The organism is Sphingobacterium gobiense (assembly GCF_002980575.1).
Taxonomy (GTDB): domain Bacteria; phylum Bacteroidota; class Bacteroidia; order Sphingobacteriales; family Sphingobacteriaceae; genus Sphingobacterium; species Sphingobacterium gobiense.
Genome location: NZ_PVBS01000002.1, coordinates 183,137 through 201,096 on the forward strand (window position 1 = coordinate 183,137; position 17,960 = coordinate 201,096).

12 protein-coding genes are annotated in these 17,960 nt (G+C 42.7%); 8 read left to right on the top strand and 4 right to left on the bottom strand.

Annotation, left to right across the window (positions count from 1 at the left end; all coding sequences use genetic code 11):
- Window positions 1-212 precede the first annotated feature (212 nt).
- Complete coding sequence (locus C5749_RS10000) at window positions 213-779, bottom strand: porin family protein (RefSeq protein ID WP_105725649.1); 567 nt, start codon at window positions 777-779, stop codon at window positions 213-215.
- Window positions 780-1,032: 253 nt separating this feature from the next.
- Here C5749_RS10000 and C5749_RS10005 point away from each other — a divergent pair, with 253 nt between their 5' ends.
- From C5749_RS10005 to C5749_RS10020, 4 genes are all read left to right on the top strand, one after another.
- Window positions 1,033-1,566, top strand: a complete 534-nt coding sequence (locus C5749_RS10005; RefSeq protein ID WP_105726979.1) for an RNA polymerase sigma-70 factor — start codon at window positions 1,033-1,035, stop codon at window positions 1,564-1,566.
- Complete coding sequence (locus C5749_RS10010; protein ID WP_105725651.1) at window positions 1,563-2,525, top strand: FecR domain-containing protein; 963 nt, start codon at window positions 1,563-1,565, stop codon at window positions 2,523-2,525. The genes C5749_RS10005 and C5749_RS10010 overlap by 4 nt, the downstream gene beginning before the upstream one ends.
- Window positions 2,503-4,269 (top strand): peptidase associated/transthyretin-like domain-containing protein, encoded by a 1,767-nt coding sequence (locus C5749_RS10015; RefSeq protein ID WP_105725653.1) that lies wholly within the window; start codon window positions 2,503-2,505, stop codon window positions 4,267-4,269. The genes C5749_RS10010 and C5749_RS10015 overlap by 23 nt, the downstream gene beginning before the upstream one ends.
- Before the next feature lie 118 nt (window positions 4,270-4,387).
- Window positions 4,388-5,227, top strand: a complete 840-nt coding sequence (locus C5749_RS10020) for a helix-turn-helix domain-containing protein (protein WP_146113729.1) — start codon at window positions 4,388-4,390, stop codon at window positions 5,225-5,227.
- Here C5749_RS10020 and C5749_RS10025 read toward each other — a convergent pair.
- From C5749_RS10025 to C5749_RS10035, 3 genes are all read right to left on the bottom strand, one after another.
- Window positions 5,224-7,668 carry a TonB-dependent receptor gene (locus C5749_RS10025; protein ID WP_105725657.1) on the bottom strand — a complete coding sequence of 815 codons (2,445 nt, stop codon included), beginning with the start codon at window positions 7,666-7,668 and terminating at the stop codon, window positions 5,224-5,226. The genes C5749_RS10020 and C5749_RS10025 overlap by 4 nt on opposite strands.
- A 122-nt stretch (window positions 7,669-7,790) precedes the next feature.
- The gene (locus C5749_RS10030) at window positions 7,791-9,419 is read right to left on the bottom strand and encodes an alpha-amylase family protein (protein ID WP_105725658.1); all 1,629 of its coding nucleotides are present in this window, start codon (window positions 9,417-9,419) and stop codon (window positions 7,791-7,793) included.
- A gap of 5 nt (window positions 9,420-9,424) precedes the next feature.
- Window positions 9,425-10,381 (bottom strand): TIGR03885 family FMN-dependent LLM class oxidoreductase, encoded by a 957-nt coding sequence (locus C5749_RS10035; protein WP_105725660.1) that lies wholly within the window; start codon window positions 10,379-10,381, stop codon window positions 9,425-9,427.
- Between the two features lie 326 nt (window positions 10,382-10,707).
- Here C5749_RS10035 and C5749_RS10040 point away from each other — a divergent pair, with 326 nt between their 5' ends.
- The 4 genes from C5749_RS10040 to C5749_RS10055 all read left to right on the top strand — a co-directional run bounded on the left by C5749_RS10040 (window position 10,708) and on the right by C5749_RS10055 (window position 17,959).
- Window positions 10,708-12,114: a GH1 family beta-glucosidase gene (locus C5749_RS10040; protein WP_105725662.1), complete on the top strand. Its 1,407-nt coding sequence runs from the start codon at window positions 10,708-10,710 to the stop codon at window positions 12,112-12,114.
- 481 nt (window positions 12,115-12,595) lie between these two features.
- The gene (locus tag C5749_RS10045; protein WP_181151337.1) at window positions 12,596-13,204 is read left to right on the top strand and encodes an RNA polymerase sigma factor; all 609 of its coding nucleotides are present in this window, start codon (window positions 12,596-12,598) and stop codon (window positions 13,202-13,204) included.
- A 113-nt stretch (window positions 13,205-13,317) separates the two neighbouring features.
- The gene (locus C5749_RS10050; protein WP_105725666.1) at window positions 13,318-14,520 is read left to right on the top strand and encodes a FecR family protein; all 1,203 of its coding nucleotides are present in this window, start codon (window positions 13,318-13,320) and stop codon (window positions 14,518-14,520) included.
- A gap of 244 nt (window positions 14,521-14,764) precedes the next feature.
- Entirely contained in the window at window positions 14,765-17,959 is a 3,195-nt protein-coding gene (locus C5749_RS10055; RefSeq protein WP_181151339.1) for a TonB-dependent receptor, read from the top strand.
- Window position 17,960 lies beyond the last annotated feature (1 nt).

Sequence of the window (17,960 nt, forward strand, 5' to 3'; positions counted from 1 at the left end):
CACCGAATGCTTAACTTCGGTAAGACCTGGTATCCAAAATGAACATACTGTTTTATTTCGCCGGTTCCTGAAATTCAAATGCAGCTATACGCTTGATCGGGTACAGGAAGCTTATACCTACGTAGCAAGCGGACGAAAGATCGGTAATGTTGTACTTATGTTACCCAACGATTAACTATAAAGGCCGCCCATTTAGGGGCGGCCTTTTTGATTTAAAATTTATAGCCTACGGATAAACCTATTATTCGATCGCGACTTTCAAGCTCTTTACTCGTTTTATTGACGGAATGGTTATATCGGAGATCTATAGCAAAACGGCTTATATCAGTGCCTAGATTAACGACCCCGTCGTAGGTAAATCTATTGAAATGATTGTTACTTGTGGCGCGGTTCTCTTTCAAATTATAGTTTACTTGAGGACCTACAGACGCTCTTAAATTCATTTGGTCATTCTCTACTATTTTGTAACCTAATTGAATAGGTACATTCAACTGGTAGAATGTAGGATTATAATTTTGTTGTTGAAAGGTATACTCCGATTTAAAAGTGGAAAATGTTAATTCCCCTTGCAGAAAAAGTCTTTCAGAAGTACGAGCAAAGACGCCCGCCTGTACACCAAATTTCGAATCGGAATTGCTCACGGCATCATGATCATAGCTTGGCATATTGAATAGGATTCCGGCTTTCACACCGTATTCAATATCCTGCGCATTAACGGTTCCTAGTAAACCAAGGCATAAGACGGAAATTATAAATCCGTATCTCGCGTGTTTTTTCATTTTTGATTACGTTTAAGATTAAATGTTATAGTATTCTTTTATGTTTATGACAACTGATTCTAGATATACCCTTTGCCTGAACTGAAAAAAAATTAGCGCATTGGGTATTTTTGTCGGCAGGGGATCGTTTAACCCTGTCGATGAAAAAGAAAAAGTAAGAATTGTATAAGGGTTAAGATCAAATTAATTGTCTACATATATAGTTAGGGCCATTAGAAAAGTGCAGACGAAAAAAAATAAAAGCATCATAAATATGCTATTAGATAAAGAGAAAAAATTTGAAGAAGTCTTTAGGACTTATTTTAAGGAGTTGTACCGGTACGCATTTAAAATATTGGGTGATGCGGATACAGCCGAAGAAACCGTCCAGCAAGTTTTTCTAAAGTTGTGGGAAAAATATGGGCAACAGGATATCCATACGTCTGTTCGATCTTATTTGTATCGGGCAGTATACAACGAAAGTATGAATCTCCTTAAGAGAAATCAACGTAAGGTAAAGTACGAATTGTATCAGCAGTATGCCGGCGCTAGTTCGGCGTATGCCCAACAAAGTGATACCGAATTGCGGAAACAGTTACATGTTGCTCTAGCTCAGTTACCTGAAAAGAGTAGAATCGTATTTGAGATGAGCAGATTTCAGGAATTGAAATATCAGGAAATAGCTGAAGAACTGAGGTTGTCGCTGAAAACAGTGGAAGGACATATGACCAAAGCGTTGAAGCATCTGAGACTTCATCTTGCGGATTATTTAAATGTATTGACTTTAATCATGATGACAGGGTTATGAAGGAATTGATAATAAAATATATTGTTGGAGAAGCCGACAATCAAGAACGTCTTTTAGTGGAGGCATGGCTTGCCGAGCATAGTGACAATAAAAAGGAACTGGAGGAAATGAAAAAAATATGGGATATCGGAGAAAATCTTAAACAGATTCCTGAAATAGATGTAGACAAGGCCTGGTCAGACTTCGTTCGGATGCGTGATGAGCAAAGTAGCAAGGAAAAAAAACTAGATACCACACAAAAACGAATTAGCCTGAAGTGGTTAAGCGTTGCTGCATCGTTAATGCTGTTTGGTACATTAGCTTTTTGGGGACTCCAATCCGCACTCAGCGTAAAAAAGAAATTAAAAACGGATATGCAGGTACAGCATACGGGATTGCCAGACGGGAGCACCGTTCATCTTAATACGCATGCAGAAATGGTTTATCAAAAACAGTGGCTTGGAAAAGATCGAAAGGTCCAACTGTTTAAAGGAGCAGTTTTCTTTGATGTAAAAAAAGACCAGAATCATCCCTTTGTTATTGAAAGTGGTAAAAGTAAAATCACAGTTTTGGGAACCAGTTTTCATGTTCGGCGAGACGGAACCGACACCGAGGTTATTGTAGCGAGTGGCGCAGTAAAAGTTACCTATAGTGGACAGGAACTTATTTTAAAGCCCAATCAGATGATTGTTGTTTCAGATACCTCCAATCAGAAGCTTCGTGTTGACACGATTCCGGATCAACTCTATCGGTATTATGTCCATCAGGAATTTACATTTGAGAACACGCCGTTGCGACGCGTTTTTGAAGTCTTAGGGAAAGCCTATGGAAAAAAGTTTTTAATTGAAGATCCGAAAACAAAAGAGCTAACATATACAGCAACATTCGAACAGCAGAATCTAACAGAAATCGTAGACGTTATTCTGAAAACATTCGACTTAAAAATGAGTAAAAAAGATGACATCTATTATATTAAATAAGCATCCCATGTCTAAATATTACAACTTTATTAAACATTTGAAAATTGTTATATACATTATCCGGAAGTCGAAACTTTTTGCTGTAAGCACGCTGGTTATGTGCTTCAACAGTTTATCCGCGGATGCTCAAAATAAACTTTCAGATAATATACAATTGCCAAAATTCGAAGGAGCGACTATAAGAGAGATTTTTGACGTATTGAAACAAGATCAATCGGTTCTTTTTTCCTACAACAGCCAGTTGCTAAATTTAGATGAAGAAGTTAATGTAGATCGTTATCAAGGCCTGTTAGTCGGTTATTTGGAAAAACTACTCGGAGAAAAATATAGTTTTAAAGAAGCCAATTCGCACATCATTATTACGTATGCCCCGCAACGGATGGATGTAAGCACGGTTGATATGGATACCATCAAAAATAATCGAACGAAGATTTCCGGTTATGTCAAAGACATCCGTACAGATATGCCTGTTAAGTTTGTCACGGTGTATGACGGCACGGCATATCAATTTTCTACATTGACAGACAAAAGCGGATACTTCGAATTAGATGTTAAGAATCCAGCACCTACTTTTACGATAGCGATGAGTAAAGAAAATTATCGAGATACAGCGCTAGTTTTATTGCTCCCGATAGAGGTTTCACGCAAGGGTAAGGAAAGGAAAACAGGATATTATCATGCTTCAGATTCGAGCAAAATGATCTCGAACACCGCTTTTGGGAGGTTTTTTACCAGTTCTAGACAGCGCGTTCAAAATCTTAACTTAGGAGGTTTCTTTGTGTATAGCCCTTTTCAGATTTCGATGACTCCAGGATTGGGCACTCACGGATTTTTCAATTCGCAGATCGTTAATAAGTTCTCTCTAAATATCATAGGGGGGTATACAGCGGGTGTAACGGGAACAGAACTTGCTGGAGCATTTAATGTCAACCAATTTGACATGCAAGGCGTTCAATTCGCCGGTCTATTCAATGTCGTAGGAGGCGATGTTCGAGGCTTTCAGGCTGCAGGAGTTAGTAATGTTGGATTGAATAAATTGTCTGGTGTTCAATTGGCAGGAATATGGAATAGCATAGACACGGTTGCTTCCGGGATACAGTTGACGGGAGGAATCAATCTGGCTAATAATGCTGTGCAGGGCATACAATTTGCCGGTGTGATGAATTTAGCTAAAAGCGAGGTCGGAAGTCAATTCGCAGGAGGTATTAATATCGCTCAGAAAGTACGTGGTGTGCAGCTTGCTGTTATTAATATGGCCGATAGTAGCGACTACCCTATAGGTGTGTTTAACTGGATAAAAAATGGTTCTCGTCAATTGTCATTGGGACTTGATGAGAGCAAGTTCATGGGTTTGAGCTTCAGAAGCGGCGGCCGGGTGATGTACAGCGTCTTGGGAGTAGGTACTTACCTAAACGACGGTCACTTTAAATACGGAATTGAAGCTGGTATCGGTGCACATCTTATACAACGGACAAGCTTTACGCTGTCGACAGAATTGGTTCATCGAACGCATTTTGATGAAGACCTTAAATATAATGATACCAATCGCAGTTCATTGCGGGTCATACCCGCGATGAACTTGAGCCGACAACTTCAAGTATATGCTGCCCCATCGCTGACGTATTCGGAGGCAATACATCCCGGATTGGCGAATAAAGGTGTGATCTGGAAAGCCTGGGGAGCAGACCAGAGACGGAATACCTTTCATGGTGGAGGAACTGTTGGCTTGACCTACCGATTTTAATCGGTATTTCCTTTCCATGGCGCGGTAAACGTGGCGGCAGTGCCACTGTAGTACACATACAAATGCATTATTGTATGTAAGAGGAACTTTATGTAGGTTTGGATAGATAAAACATATTGTGTATTTACGAAATCCTCTTGGGGTGGAGATGATGCAGAAAGAAATTGAAATCAAGGACAAAATGGATGGTCAGCAACTGATCAAAGTTAGGCGATTTGATCAGTCTAAGCATCATACCACGGCTCATAAACATAATGGCTACCTAGAATTGGTGTTCTTGGCAGAAACTTCAGGGAAACATTATATTGATGGTCGAGAAATTGTTGTTAAGGCGCCTTGTGTGCTGGTTATTCAACAAGGAAATGTTCATCATTGGGAATTGGCGCTTCCGGTAGTAGGTTACGTGGTTTTAGTGAAGAAACCATTCGTTGACCGGTCCTTGGATTTTGAAATTAACCGCCTTGTCAAGGAGATAGGGAAGTATAACACGATTTACCTGAAAAACGGTCAGTATCTTCAACGCCTTTTGGAAATGCTTCAGGAAGAAAAGAATATGGTCTGCCAAGAGGGTTTGCTCAAAGTTATTTTGGCAAAAACGTTAGAAGACGTACAACAGATAAAACCGAACAGAACGATGCAAAATAACCTTTTTGTTCGGTTCTGCGCGCTGTTAAGTGAAGATGGAAAAGTGATTAATCACGTGGCCCATTATGCCGAAATCCTACATACAAGTCCACAAAACCTGAATGTGGCCTGCAAGAAAAACACCGATCTAACCGCCTCGGAAGTCATAGGAACCTATATTATCAAAGAAGCGCAACGACTACTCGTTTATACTGGAAAAACCGTTTCGGAAGTAGCTTATGCGTTAGGGTTTTCTGATAAATCCCATTTTTCCAAATATTTTAAGCGGTATGCTGGTACTACACCCAAGAATTTCCGGAATCAGCGAATTTAAAATTCTTTTTCACCAAATTCACTTTTAGGCAACTTGAACACTTCATTCAGACGCTGCAGATTGAGTTTTAAATTAATCAACAGTATATTTTTCTCGTAGACGTAATTCGTTGTGGTATAGAAATCGTGTGCTTGTGTACTGATTCTTTGCTCGTTGACGCCCCATTTGCCCAGTTCTATATTTTGCCATTGGATTTGGGCCGTCATAGCACCCCGCATAAAGGATTTGCTCAGATTAAAATGAGGGGTAACGAATCTAGAATCCACCCCCTGAACGGTAGGTCGTTCCGATAGGTAATTTACCTGCAGTCCCATACTCCAATTATTTGCTAGGTTCGCCTGAATTCCAGTGTTTACGGAATATACCCAATCTTGATTTTCGCGGGTTTCTTGATAGTCTAATACCTGGCCAGCTATCTTGTAATTATAAATATTCAAACCGCCGTTCAGCGATAGCCATCGTGTAAGCTCTCCATTGCCGCCAACTTCCATACCCCAGCGACTCGCATAGTCTGCATTGGTAAAGACCCGATGTAGAATGGTATCAGCGTAGACCGCATTGACGCGCTGTATTGGGTTTTTACTATGTTGATAGTACGCGTTGACGAAAAGGCTTCCTGTGTTGATTTTCTTGACCAATCCTGTTTCGGCATTTGTAACGAACTCCGGCAATAGCTCCGGATCTCCTTGTTCCAACGTTTCGGAGTGCTCTCGTTCAGGAATGGGATTGAGTTCGAAATTGTTATTGCGTTGTACCCTTCTTGCAGCAGCCAACTTCCAAGACCAATCCGAGCCCAAATCGTGCATAAGGTTTAGGGTAGGGTAGAGTTGGTGGATGGCGTAAGGAAATTGTTGCCCCGTGTTTAGTAAAAGCAAGTCCCGTTGGTAGTATTCATAACGCAGCCCTAAGGATAATTGCGTTTTATGAAACGTTTTATCATATTGGCTGTATAGCGCATGAATGATATTGGTAGCATTTAATTTTCCGGTAAATTCAGGATTTAAGACGAGGTTCGTGATGCCTGTATTAGATTCATAATACGCGAAATCCCCCTTTTGGCTATCGTGTCGTAGCTGGTAGCCGGTTACCCATACTGCTTTTCCTATTTTCCATTGATGCTGCAAAGACAACCGCAAACCCTGTAATGGGTTTTTATAGGGATTATATGTCCATTGAACGGTGTCAGCACCATTTTCAATGTTGCCATTCTTTGTCGATCCGTATATATTGGCGTACTCGTAAATACCATTGACCTGTATAGCATGAGTGGGATTTATTTTGTATTGATAAGCTAAGTCAAGCAAATAAAACTCCCCCTGTTTGTTTTGCAGATTCGGGTTGAAATAATTTACAGAAGATATTTGCTGACCGGTTGATGGCTGAATAGTCCGATTAGTATAATGGATGTCGGCTACCCGGTCCTGAAATCGACGGGAAGCTAAAACACCTAAACTGAGCGTTTGCTTTTCGGAAAACGCATACGAGCCGTTTAGGCGTAGACCATAATTGTATTTATCAAAACTCCTCTCACCCGTTGAAGGGAAAAAAGTCTGTCTATCGCCGATGATCGTATATACATCGCCATCCCGTAAGCCGGCATTGTCATTTCTGAGGTAATTTGCGGACCCATTTAATTCCAGCTTGTTTTGCCTATACTGGAAAGCAATATCGCCACCATAACGCTGCTGTCTCTCCTTGTTGTTATAGTCGTCAATACTCGGTAAGCCACCTTGCAGATTAAGCACCCAAGAAAAACCTGTATCTGGTTTTCGGTTGGTTTTAATATTAATCATTCCGCCCTTTCCATCCGGATCAAATTGAGCCGTCGGGCTACTGATGTACTCTACTTCGGACACGTCGTTAGCCGCTATCTGGCTTAAAATAGTCGCTGGATCCAAAAAAGAGGGTTTGCCATTGATCAAAACAAGAATGCCCGCGTTACCACGGATACTGATATTACCCTGAGCATCGAGGGATGCGGCGGGCAGATTTTTTATGATATCCAATGCTGTTCCTCCGACAGCGTTTTTATACTGATCCGATCGATATACCTGGCGATCGGAGCTATGACGTTGGGGAGCAGCTTTACCTGTAACGTTAATCTGTTCTATTTCCGTGGCTGCGGGTGCGAGTAGCAATGTTCCCAAGTTAACATTTTGGTTGCGACTCATTTTAAAATCGATCTTTTTCTGGTTATATCCGATAAACTTGATCAGCAAACGGTATGTCCCGTTCTTTACATCGGAAAACTGGAAGTAGCCTAGAGAATCAGATATAACGCCATCTAACACATTATGGTTGGTATCGACGATGGCGACACTCGCGTACGAAACGGGGGATTGAGAAATAGCATCCTTGACCGTGCCGGATAGTTTGCCGTTTTGTGCTTGAAGAGGTAGGGAAGCACAAAATAAACTGAATAATACAATGTAACGATGCATGTAGCTTTCTTTTCCTCCAAAAATAGAAAAGTTGATTTGGAGTGTGGAGGAATGTTGGAATTATACCATTTTATTTTCGAATAAACTACGTTAATGTATAGTTTGTTATTTCTCCAACGGGTTTAATCAAACAGCTGTCTCTTCTGCATCCACCTGTAACCAAACGCGGATAATTGGATCCTTTTTTTAGGATTGAACTCCTCATAGCTTTCGTTGCTGAAAACCTCAAGATACCCGTTCATATCTTCCATCTCGATTTTGACGTGGACATCGTTACCGCTAAAGTTGTGAAGTATCAGGGCACACCTGTGCGTACTTTCATATCGGATAGCCATAACTTCTTCACTGTTCACCGGAATGATTTCAAATCGTGCATCACCTATTTCGGGCAATTGCTTCCTGATCCTAATGGCTTTTATCAGCCAGTTTAGTAACGAGTTAGGATCCAAGCTTTCCGCTTTTGCATTCACTTTCCTATATCCGTACGGACCTTTGGTAATGATATCTTCTACAAGTTCTTCGGTGGCCGCCTTAGAGAAACCGCCGTTTTTTCCACCGTGCCATTGCATAACCGTACGTACACTATTCCTACCCTCTTTGGAAAGCGCTTCACCCATTCCCAGTTCTTGTCCGTAGCGAAGCACCGGAGTTCCGGGAAGCGTGAGTAGCAGGCTATAAGCTAGCTCTAACTTTTTCCGATCATTCTGCAGCATAGGGGCTAGTCTTCTTCGGATGCCCCTGTCAAATATGCGCATGTCTTCATCTGGAGCAAAAACTTCAAACACTTCCTCGCGCTCTTTGTCGCTTAGCTGCTCTAAATTAAGCTCATCGTGGTTCCGGAGAAAGTTAGCCATTTGTTGTTCATAATGTAGTGTTGGGAGACGATCTAGGGCTGCTAGAAGGGGGGTGGCCTTTCCTCGGGCAAACGCAACGAATATATAATTATTGATATAAAAATTAAAAAGCATGTGCATTTGGTCGCCCTTGCCAAAAAAATCACTATACCGCTTTGGTTTGACATTTACTTCGGCGATTAAGACTGCTTCAGGGTTTCGCTCTTTTACAAACTGTCTGATCTTCCTGAAAATATCGTGACGGTCCCCGTCGAACTTTTGGTCGCCCTTCTGTCTGATAATATGCGGAGCGGCATCAATGCGGAAGCCGGAAATTCCTAACTTTAGCCAAAAGTTGATAATCCGGAATATTTCTTCCTGTACAGCGGGATTTGTCATGTTCAGGTCGGGCTGATCGTTATAAAAGGTGTGGTAGTACCATTGTTTTGTTTTTCGACTATACTCCCAGTTTGAATAGTCTTGATCTGGCCCAAAGATGGCATATTTGCCATCATCATCTGGCTTCTCATCGGCCCAAATGTAAAAGTTGCGGTATTTGGATGCTTTGTCCTTTGCAGCTTCTATAAACCACGGATGCTTAACTGACGTATGATTAATCACGAGGTCTACCAAAACCCGGATACCTGCTTTGGTGGCAGCATCAACAAATTCGGCAAAGTTACCCAAATTTCCCAGCCGCTTATCCACCTCAAAATAGTTGCTCACATCATAGCCATCGTCTTTATTTGGTGAGCCATAAAAAGGAAGTAGCCAGATGCAATCAATGCCTAAAGCGGACAAGTAAGGAATCCGCTCGATTAATCCTTGAAAATCGCCTACACCATCTCCATTCGCATCCATGAAGTCTTCGACATCCAAGGAATAGATGACGGCTTTTTTATACCAGTGTTTATTCATCTATACTATCTTTTTAAATGAGGTAGAACCTGTTCTCCAAAAAAATCAATAAAAAGCTCTTGCTCACTGTTTACGTTGTGTATATATATTTTTTCAAAGCCCATTGCGAAAAATGCATTGATTTTCTGGATGTAAACCATAGGGTCATTTGAAATAATAACATGCTGTTTTAAATCTTCTTTACGCACGACAGCGCCTAAAGCATCAAACTGATCGGGTGTACTGATCTCGGCAAGGAGCTTGCTAGGAAAAATATTATTTTTCCATTGCTCCCAGGCGCCATAAAGCGCCGTTTCTTCGTCGGGAGCGTAGGACACCTGAACTTTTAAAGCCATCGGTTTGGAAACATTTTTTTTCCGAAACGCAGCAGCCATTTTTTCAAGTTGTTCCATTGGTTGCGATACGGTTATCATGCCGTCTGCCCAATCGGCCAACCATTGCGCGGTCCTTTCTGTAAGGGCGGCACCATAAACCATTGGGGTTGCATGTGGCCGTGTAAACAATTTAGCTCGTTCAATCCGAATCAGCCCATTCCGTGTTACATAATCACCTCGCCAAAGCTCCCGCATGATATCTACGGCCTCCTCAAGCCTCGCATTGCGGGTTTCTTTCACGGGCCACTTCGCTCCCGTGATGGCTTCGTTCAAAGCCTGCCCGCTGCCCACGGCGATATAAAACCGCTCTGGAAACAGGTTGTCCAATGTTGCCACGGCTTGTGCAATAATCGCGGGATGATAGCGTTGGCCTGGTGCATTGACAATGGCAAAGGGCAAGTGGGTTGCTTGCATAGCAGCTCCTAGCCAGCTCCACGCAAAGCCGCTCTCTCCTTGGGCATTGCTCCAAGGATGGAAATGATCTGATGAAAGCACGGCATCAAAACCAGCACGCTCTGCCAACTTTACCAGTTCGAGCAAATGTTTGGGCGAAAACTGTTCGTGTGACGCGTGAAAACCTATTTGCATACGCAGTTGTTTTCTATATATACGTCGATCTGCTACCTTTGGTTTTAATAAAAGATGAAATTCCGGTGACCTGGTCTGATCATACTTTTTAAATCAACATAAAGTAAGACTGTACGATTAACAGTAAATAAAAACTTAATATGCTGGTAATCGTTTATTCATATATAATCCCTTAATTTACATAAGGATTAAAACTTAATTGCCATGAAAAGGGTCATTTATTTCTTCCAGAAAGTGTTCACGCGCTTGTTTTTAGCCCAGTTCTCCTCATTCTATTCACCTATGCGGTTTCATAAACTGTGATATATAAAAAGGGAGAGCGTTAGATGTTGTTGAATAAGGATGCCTTTGGAGAAGACTTCATCTGGGGCGTTTCCACTGCTGCTTATCAGATCGAGGGAGCGCATAACCACGATAGTAAAGGGTTATCGATCTGGGATGTCTTTGTAAAAAGAAAGAATAAAATCTTCCAAAATCAACATGGGGATATTGCATGTGATTTTTACAATCGTTACGTAGACGATCTGTATCTGATGCACAGCCTAAACATTCCGAATTACCGATTTTCTATTTCGTGGAGCCGTATACTTCCTAATGGGACAGGCGAGATTAATCAGAAAGGAATCGATTTTTATAATCGGCTTATTGATCTTTCGCTAGAATTGGGTATAACACCTTGGGTAACGCTTTACCATTGGGATCTTCCCCACGCACTGGAATCGAAGGGAGGTTGGGTAAATCGTGATGTCAAAGAGTGGTTTGGCAATTATGTGTCCATGTGCGTCCAGCATTTTGGAGACCGCGTGAAAAATTGGATGGTTTTAAACGAACCAGTTGTGTTTACCGGCGCGGGATATTTCTTTGGTGTGCACGCTCCAGGTAGAAAGGGGTTGGGCAATTTTTTAGCAGCTACGCATCATGCCGCGCTATCACAGGCTTACGGAGCACGGATAATTAAATCTATACAAAGCGACAGTTGTGTTGGTACGACGTTTTCATGCTCACACGTTGAGCCATTCCGCGCAATCGAAAAAGATATGCTTGCTGCAAGAAAGGCAGACGCCTTGCTCAATCGGCTGTTTATCGAGCCGTTACTAGGTATGGGGTACCCTACACAGGATCTGAAGATTCTGAATCGAATAGAAAAATATATACAACAAGACGATGAGAGAGATCTGAAGTTTGATATGGATTTCATCGGCATACAAAATTACACACGAGAAGTAATCCGTTATGCACCTTTTGTCCCGTGGTTACAAGCAAAAATTGTCAGTGCAAAAAAACGTAAGGTAGAGGTAACAGCTATGAATTGGGAAGTTTATCCAGCGTCAATCTATCACGTATTGAAGAAATTCAGTGCTTACGAAAATATGCCTCCGCTGATGATAACTGAAAACGGAGCAGCCTTTCAGGATGAGGTCCGAGACCAACAAGTAAACGATTCGAAAAGAAAAACGTATTTAAAAGACACCATTGCGCAGGTGTTGCGTGCAAAACAAGAAGGGGTAAAAGTAAATGGATATTTCGTATGGACATTCCTCGATAACTTTGAGTGGGCAGAAGGATATCATCCCCGATTCGGACTGGTGTATGTTGATTTTACAACGCAAAAACGTATCGTGAAATCTTCAGGCTACTGGTATGCTGACTTCCTTTCCGTGCGGAGTTCTAAACATATACCGCGTCACCTCGTAGAACAAATAAGCCCCAACGGGGAGGAGGGGCTTAGCTGACTAACTAACTAAACTAAACTTGATGATGTTGCAGAGGAAGGATTCGAACCTTCGGAACGTTACCGGCTAACGCTCTGCGGGTGGCCAATTCTGCTGACCGCTGTAAATATACAGGCTATTTTTAAATCCGTCGAAACAAATAAATCATTTAACGTCCCCGTAACAATTGCTTTATACACGGTCGTTTTTTGAAGCATTTTCGGAATCAGCGTCACTGATAATCAAAAAAGTTTTGTGAGTTTTCGGTTATGCGAGGTTGGGCAAAGAAGAGGGATTGACATAAATTATTGTTTCTTAATATAGAGGTAATATTGGAATTTTAGATTTGCGAAGTGGCTATGTGCGACTTTGTGGTGAATGCGTTTGGTAGTTTCGTCACCTAAAAGACAAACCGAGTGTAACGAGTTTATGGATATCATCGAAGTCAGACACGAAAGGGTAATACCTTGGAGAAAGACACAAATAAATAATTTTTATGCGAATGAAAAAGCGGACCGAATCGTATCTTGATTTGCCAGAGACGGTCTTACTTGAATTAGTAAAGCAAAGCGACCAAAGTGCCTTTCGGGAGTTATATAACCGATACAGTGGTAAGTTGTATGGGAATATAAAACGAATGACCAAATACAGTGAAATAGCTGACGATATATTACAAGTCGTATTCATCAAAATCTGGGAAAATCGGCTCATTATCGACACCGACCGATCTTTCAAATCTTTTATCTTTCAAATAGCCCAAAATGCGGTTTTTGACAACTTCCGAAGAGAAGCAAGACAACACACGTTGAATGCTGTTACCTCACGTCGACGAGAAGAAAGAGAAAAGAGCGAGTCCCCTACCGAAAAATGGCTCAGAGAAAAGGAAGATAAGGCGATCTTGGAGAGCGCTGTGGATCAGCTTCCACCCAGAAGAAGAGAGATTTACCAATTATGCAAACTGGAAGGACTAAGCTATGACCAAGTGAGCGATATGCTAGGCGTTTCCACCTCGACGATCAATGATCATATCGTTAAAGCTACTAAAACCGTAAAGGAGTATCTAGTGGAGACACGCTATTACACACTACTTTTATTCTTTCTTATTTTTTAAGCTTCCCTTACCGCTTAATTTTCTTTTGCTTTCACCCTTATTGAAAAAATAGTCCGAGCGGAGCAGATGTAAATTTCTTTTCATACGTAATAGAGAAAAGAAAATACAAACGATTGGAAAAGCATCCACATACAGTTGCGCATCTGTTTCAGAAATTTCTTCAGCAAGAGTGTACTGCTGAGGAACTGACTCAGCTCTATCGCTATTTCGATATTGATGAAAATACGGAAATGCTGAAAGAACTTATTCTGAAAGCGTTAAATAAGGAAGTCGATACGGTGGAGATCACTGCGCAGCAGCCACACTTGTCTAAGCTTTTTGATAAAATCGAGGAGAAAATCCAAGCGTCTGAAGGAACCCCCTGGTATAGATCTTTACATGCAATACATTGGACAAGGGTCGCAGCGACGGTTATGCTCGTCGCGTCAGCATCCCTATTCGCTTATCGGTATATAAAGCATGCACCTAAGGAGCAGATAACAGCACAGGCAAAGGGCTATCTGCAACCCGGAACCGACAGAGCCGAATTAACCCTATTTAATGGGAAGAAAATAGTATTAAATGAGCTGGAGCAAGATCAGCTGCTCCAAGAGGCGGGTATTACGATCTCCAATACATCGGAAGGACTGGTTATCTATCGGGTCGATGACGATAATATAGACCAGGCCGACCATGCGCTGAATACCATGCGGACGCCGCGAGGTGGTCAGTACCAAATTATTTTGGCCGATGGGACGAAAGTTTGGCTGAATGCATCATCCTCATTAATTTTTCCAAGTCATTTTTCAGGAAACAAGCGCAGCGTGAAGCTGGAAGGCGAGGCCTATTTTGAAGTGGCGCATGATGCCGCCAAACCTTTTTTTGTGCAGACCGCCGAAAGCGAAGTGAAAGTGTTGGGTACCAGCTTCAATGTAATGGCTTATCCGGATGAGCAAAAGAGCCAAATAACTTTGTTAACAGGCTCCGTCCATGTAAAAAGAGGTGAAGAAGCAATGCGCCTGATCCCGGGGCAGCAGGCAGAAATCAAGCGAAAGCAACAAGGAATTCAGATGCGTGTCGTAGACATAGAGCCTATCATCGCTTGGAAAAATGGAATCTTTCTTTTTGACCAATCTGAACTGCCACAGGTGATGCGGCAGATAGGTCGATGGTATGATGCCGAGGTGGTTTATAAAGGGGAAGTGCCTGAGGTGAGCCTAACAGGAATGGTATCCCGCCAAGACTCCTTGGCTACGCTTCTTTCTATTTTGGAGCGTGCTGGAGGGTTACACTTTGATGTTCAGAAAAACAAAATAATGGTCAAACAATTAAAATAAAAATCGATGCATAAAAAAACGCCCTATGAATGAAGAATCCTTCCCGGCGGCAACCGAGAAGGAAAACGTTCGACTAAATTAACTGCTGCCATCAGCTGTCAGCATATCCTTTTATGAATTAATAATCAAACATTTCAAATGTATGAAAGAAGTATTACATTTTAAACTCCGGCGATCTAAAACGATGGTCGTTCATTCAAAAAACAGTAGAAAATCCCCCAGATTTCGACGAACATTTTTAATTATGAAGCTTACCGGCATTCTATTATTTTTTTTCGGCATGCATTTAAGTGCACATACCCTTGCACAGCATGTAACGTTACAGGCCCGAAATAGTAGCCTGAAAAGTGTTTTTAAAGAGCTCAATAAACAAACAGGTTATTATTTCATTTACAATGAGAATCTTGTGAAGCGCACGAAATCAATAGCAATAGATGTAAAAAGCGCTCCCTTGTCCAGCGTTTTGGATGAGATATCCAGCAATTTAGGGTTGACTTATACACTACAAGGAAAAACCATTATCCTAGAAGCGAATGCAGCGAAAGTGGCAACACCAGCTAGCCGTCCACAGCAGGAAACCGTGACAATCAACGGTGTGGTTTACGATACGCAGGAGCCGCCGATGCCACTGGCCGGCGTAAATGTCATGGTGAAGGGTACTGTCGAAAATACAACCACGGATGAATCCGGCTTCTTCTCCGTAAACGCGAAAAAGGGAGATGTGTTAGTGTTTACGATGGTAGGCTTCTACCCTAGAGAACACCGTGTTACGAAAAATGAAAGAAGCTTACCTATTGCCTTAAAAAGCGATGTGGCGGCACTCGATGAAGTTGTCGTAGTAGGGATGAACGAACAACAGAAAAAACACATCGCCAGTTCATTATCGACGTTACCTATAGAGAGCAACATTGCCGGGAAGCCCATTACCAACCTTTCTCAGGCTTTGCAAGGCGGAGTGACCGGTATTCAGGTCAGTCAGGGTTCTGGATTGCCCGGCGGCGATGCAGCGACCGTATATATCCGGGGTATCACGACGTTGAACAGCGCAAACCCCTTGGTGTTGGTAGACGGAATTCCAATGGATATGAACCATATTGACCCCGTAACGGTGGAAAGCGTGACGGTATTGAAGGATGCGGCCGCGGCATCCATCTATGGATCACGTGCCGCAAATGGTGTGATTGTCGTTACAACTAAGAGAGGAACGCCTGGCAAAATGCGGGTGAATTACGATGGCTATTACGGCTACCAGACACCTACAGCATTACCCCAAACAGTGGATGCTGTTCGGTATATGGAGATGGACAACGAGGCGCATCTTGCTGCTGGTCAGGGCGCTCCCCACGCCGATGTTGCCATCGAGGAGACGCGTAGAGGAGCAGACCCGCTTATGTACCCAAATACCAATTGGGTCGACCTGATGCTAGATAAGATGGCGCCGATTTCGAGCCACAGTCTTTCTGTGAGCGGAGGAAATAGTCTAGCACGGTTTGCCGTGACGGGAAACTATATGGATCAAGGAAGTATGCTTCCAAACACGAATGTTAAACGGTTTAATATCCGGGCCAACACCACTGTTACCTTAGCGGATAATTTTCTAGTCAATCTAGATTTTACGGCAATCAAACGGAATCGTGAGCTCGCGAATCGGGCGACGTCAGGCGGCACGTTTCGTTTGTTGGAGGATTTGTATCGCGTAGCGCCAAATGTATTGCCCCGTTTCCCGGATAGGGATGGACGACGATTTTATGGACAATTTGCCGATATCGTTAATCCCTTGGCTTATGCAGAAGTTGGCGGGGTGCGTAAGAACGAATATACCGAATCCTTGATTAATTTCCGGCCAAAATGGACGGTGCTTCCTGGTTTGAATGTAAACGGGCAGTTCAGTTTCCGACTGAATAGTGATGCGCATCATAATGTACGCGAAAATTTTAATCACTTTGACTATTATACCGGTGTGTTGCTTCGGACGTGGGGCTTGCAAAGGGAGGCCAGCCAATCGCGTTCAACCTATTATTTTGTGGGTTTGAATGCAGACTATACGTTTAACCGCGATAAGCATAGCGTGTATAGTATTTTAGGATATTCGCAAGAACAACGAAATCAGGGCGACTGGACGATCTTCGCCTTGCGCTCTGCCTATACTAAACTCAATTATTCGTACGACGACCGTTTCCTCTTGGAAGGAACAGTTCGTATGGATGGCTCATCGCGGTTCGGCCCGGGCAAGAAATATGGTTTCTTCCCCTCCGTTGCGGTGGGTTGGAACCTGCATAACGAATCGTTCTTGAACGAGTCTACTATAGTGAACAATTTGAAGTTAAGAGCATCTTATGGTAGTCTAGGAAACGAGAACATCGACCCTTACCTTTACCAATCGTTGATCAGCCCGACTACCGCTTTGGAAGTGACTCACGGTAACCCGGATATTTCTTGGGAAAAAGTCGATATGCTAAATGTCGGATTCGATCTGGGTTTATTTGCATCCAATAAACTGGAGCTGACGGTAGATTTCTACGATAAGCGGACCAATGGGATGCTTTTGCAACCACAATTGCCGCTGACCGGAGGCTTCCAAGCCAAGGTGCCCGTGAATGCCGGCGAGGTACAGAATAGGGGGTGGGAAGCATCATTAACCTATACGGAAAGGCTGGATAACGGGTTTGGGTTTTCTCTACGACCGGGCATTACTTACAACAAGAATGAGATTTTGAGTCTTGTAGGAGGACCTTACGAAAGTAGCGGGGGAGATGTCCGCAATCAAGTTGGGTCGAGTATCGGCAGTCTTTTTGGGTATCGGACCGATGGTTTATTGCAGGCTGACGACTTCGATGACAACGGAGCGCCTCTGATTCCGGTCAGGAGTGTGGAGTCAGCTCCGGGTGATATTAAATACATTGATCTCAATCAAGATGGACAGATTGATGAAGCGGATAAAACGATTATCGGTGACCCCATGCCTCGTATTAACTTCTTTTCCAACTTTCGGTTTGATTATAAAAACTTCGATTTGGAGTTTTTACTTCAAGGTACCGGCAAGAGTGATGCGATGCTGACGGGTATGTTTGCTCTTCCGCTCGATAGAAGCGCAGATGGTGGGGTGCCTACAACTTATTATGCGGACAACTATTGGGCTCCCAATCGAACCGATGCGCGTTTTCCACGATTAAATGCCAGTCCGGGAGATAACCGTATGGCTTCTGATTTTTGGTTTCAGAATGCTGCCTATGTTCGTGTGAAGTTCATCCAATTGGGCTATACGCTAAATTCGCAGATGGCCAACCGGTTGAAGCTTTCTGGATTACGCGTATTCTTGAATGCACAGAACCCCATGACCTTCACGAGCGTGAAATTGGTGGATCCCGAAAGCCGGGGAGACCAATGGAAACATAGTATTATGGCAACATATTCAGTAGGAGCAAGTATAAGATTTTAAA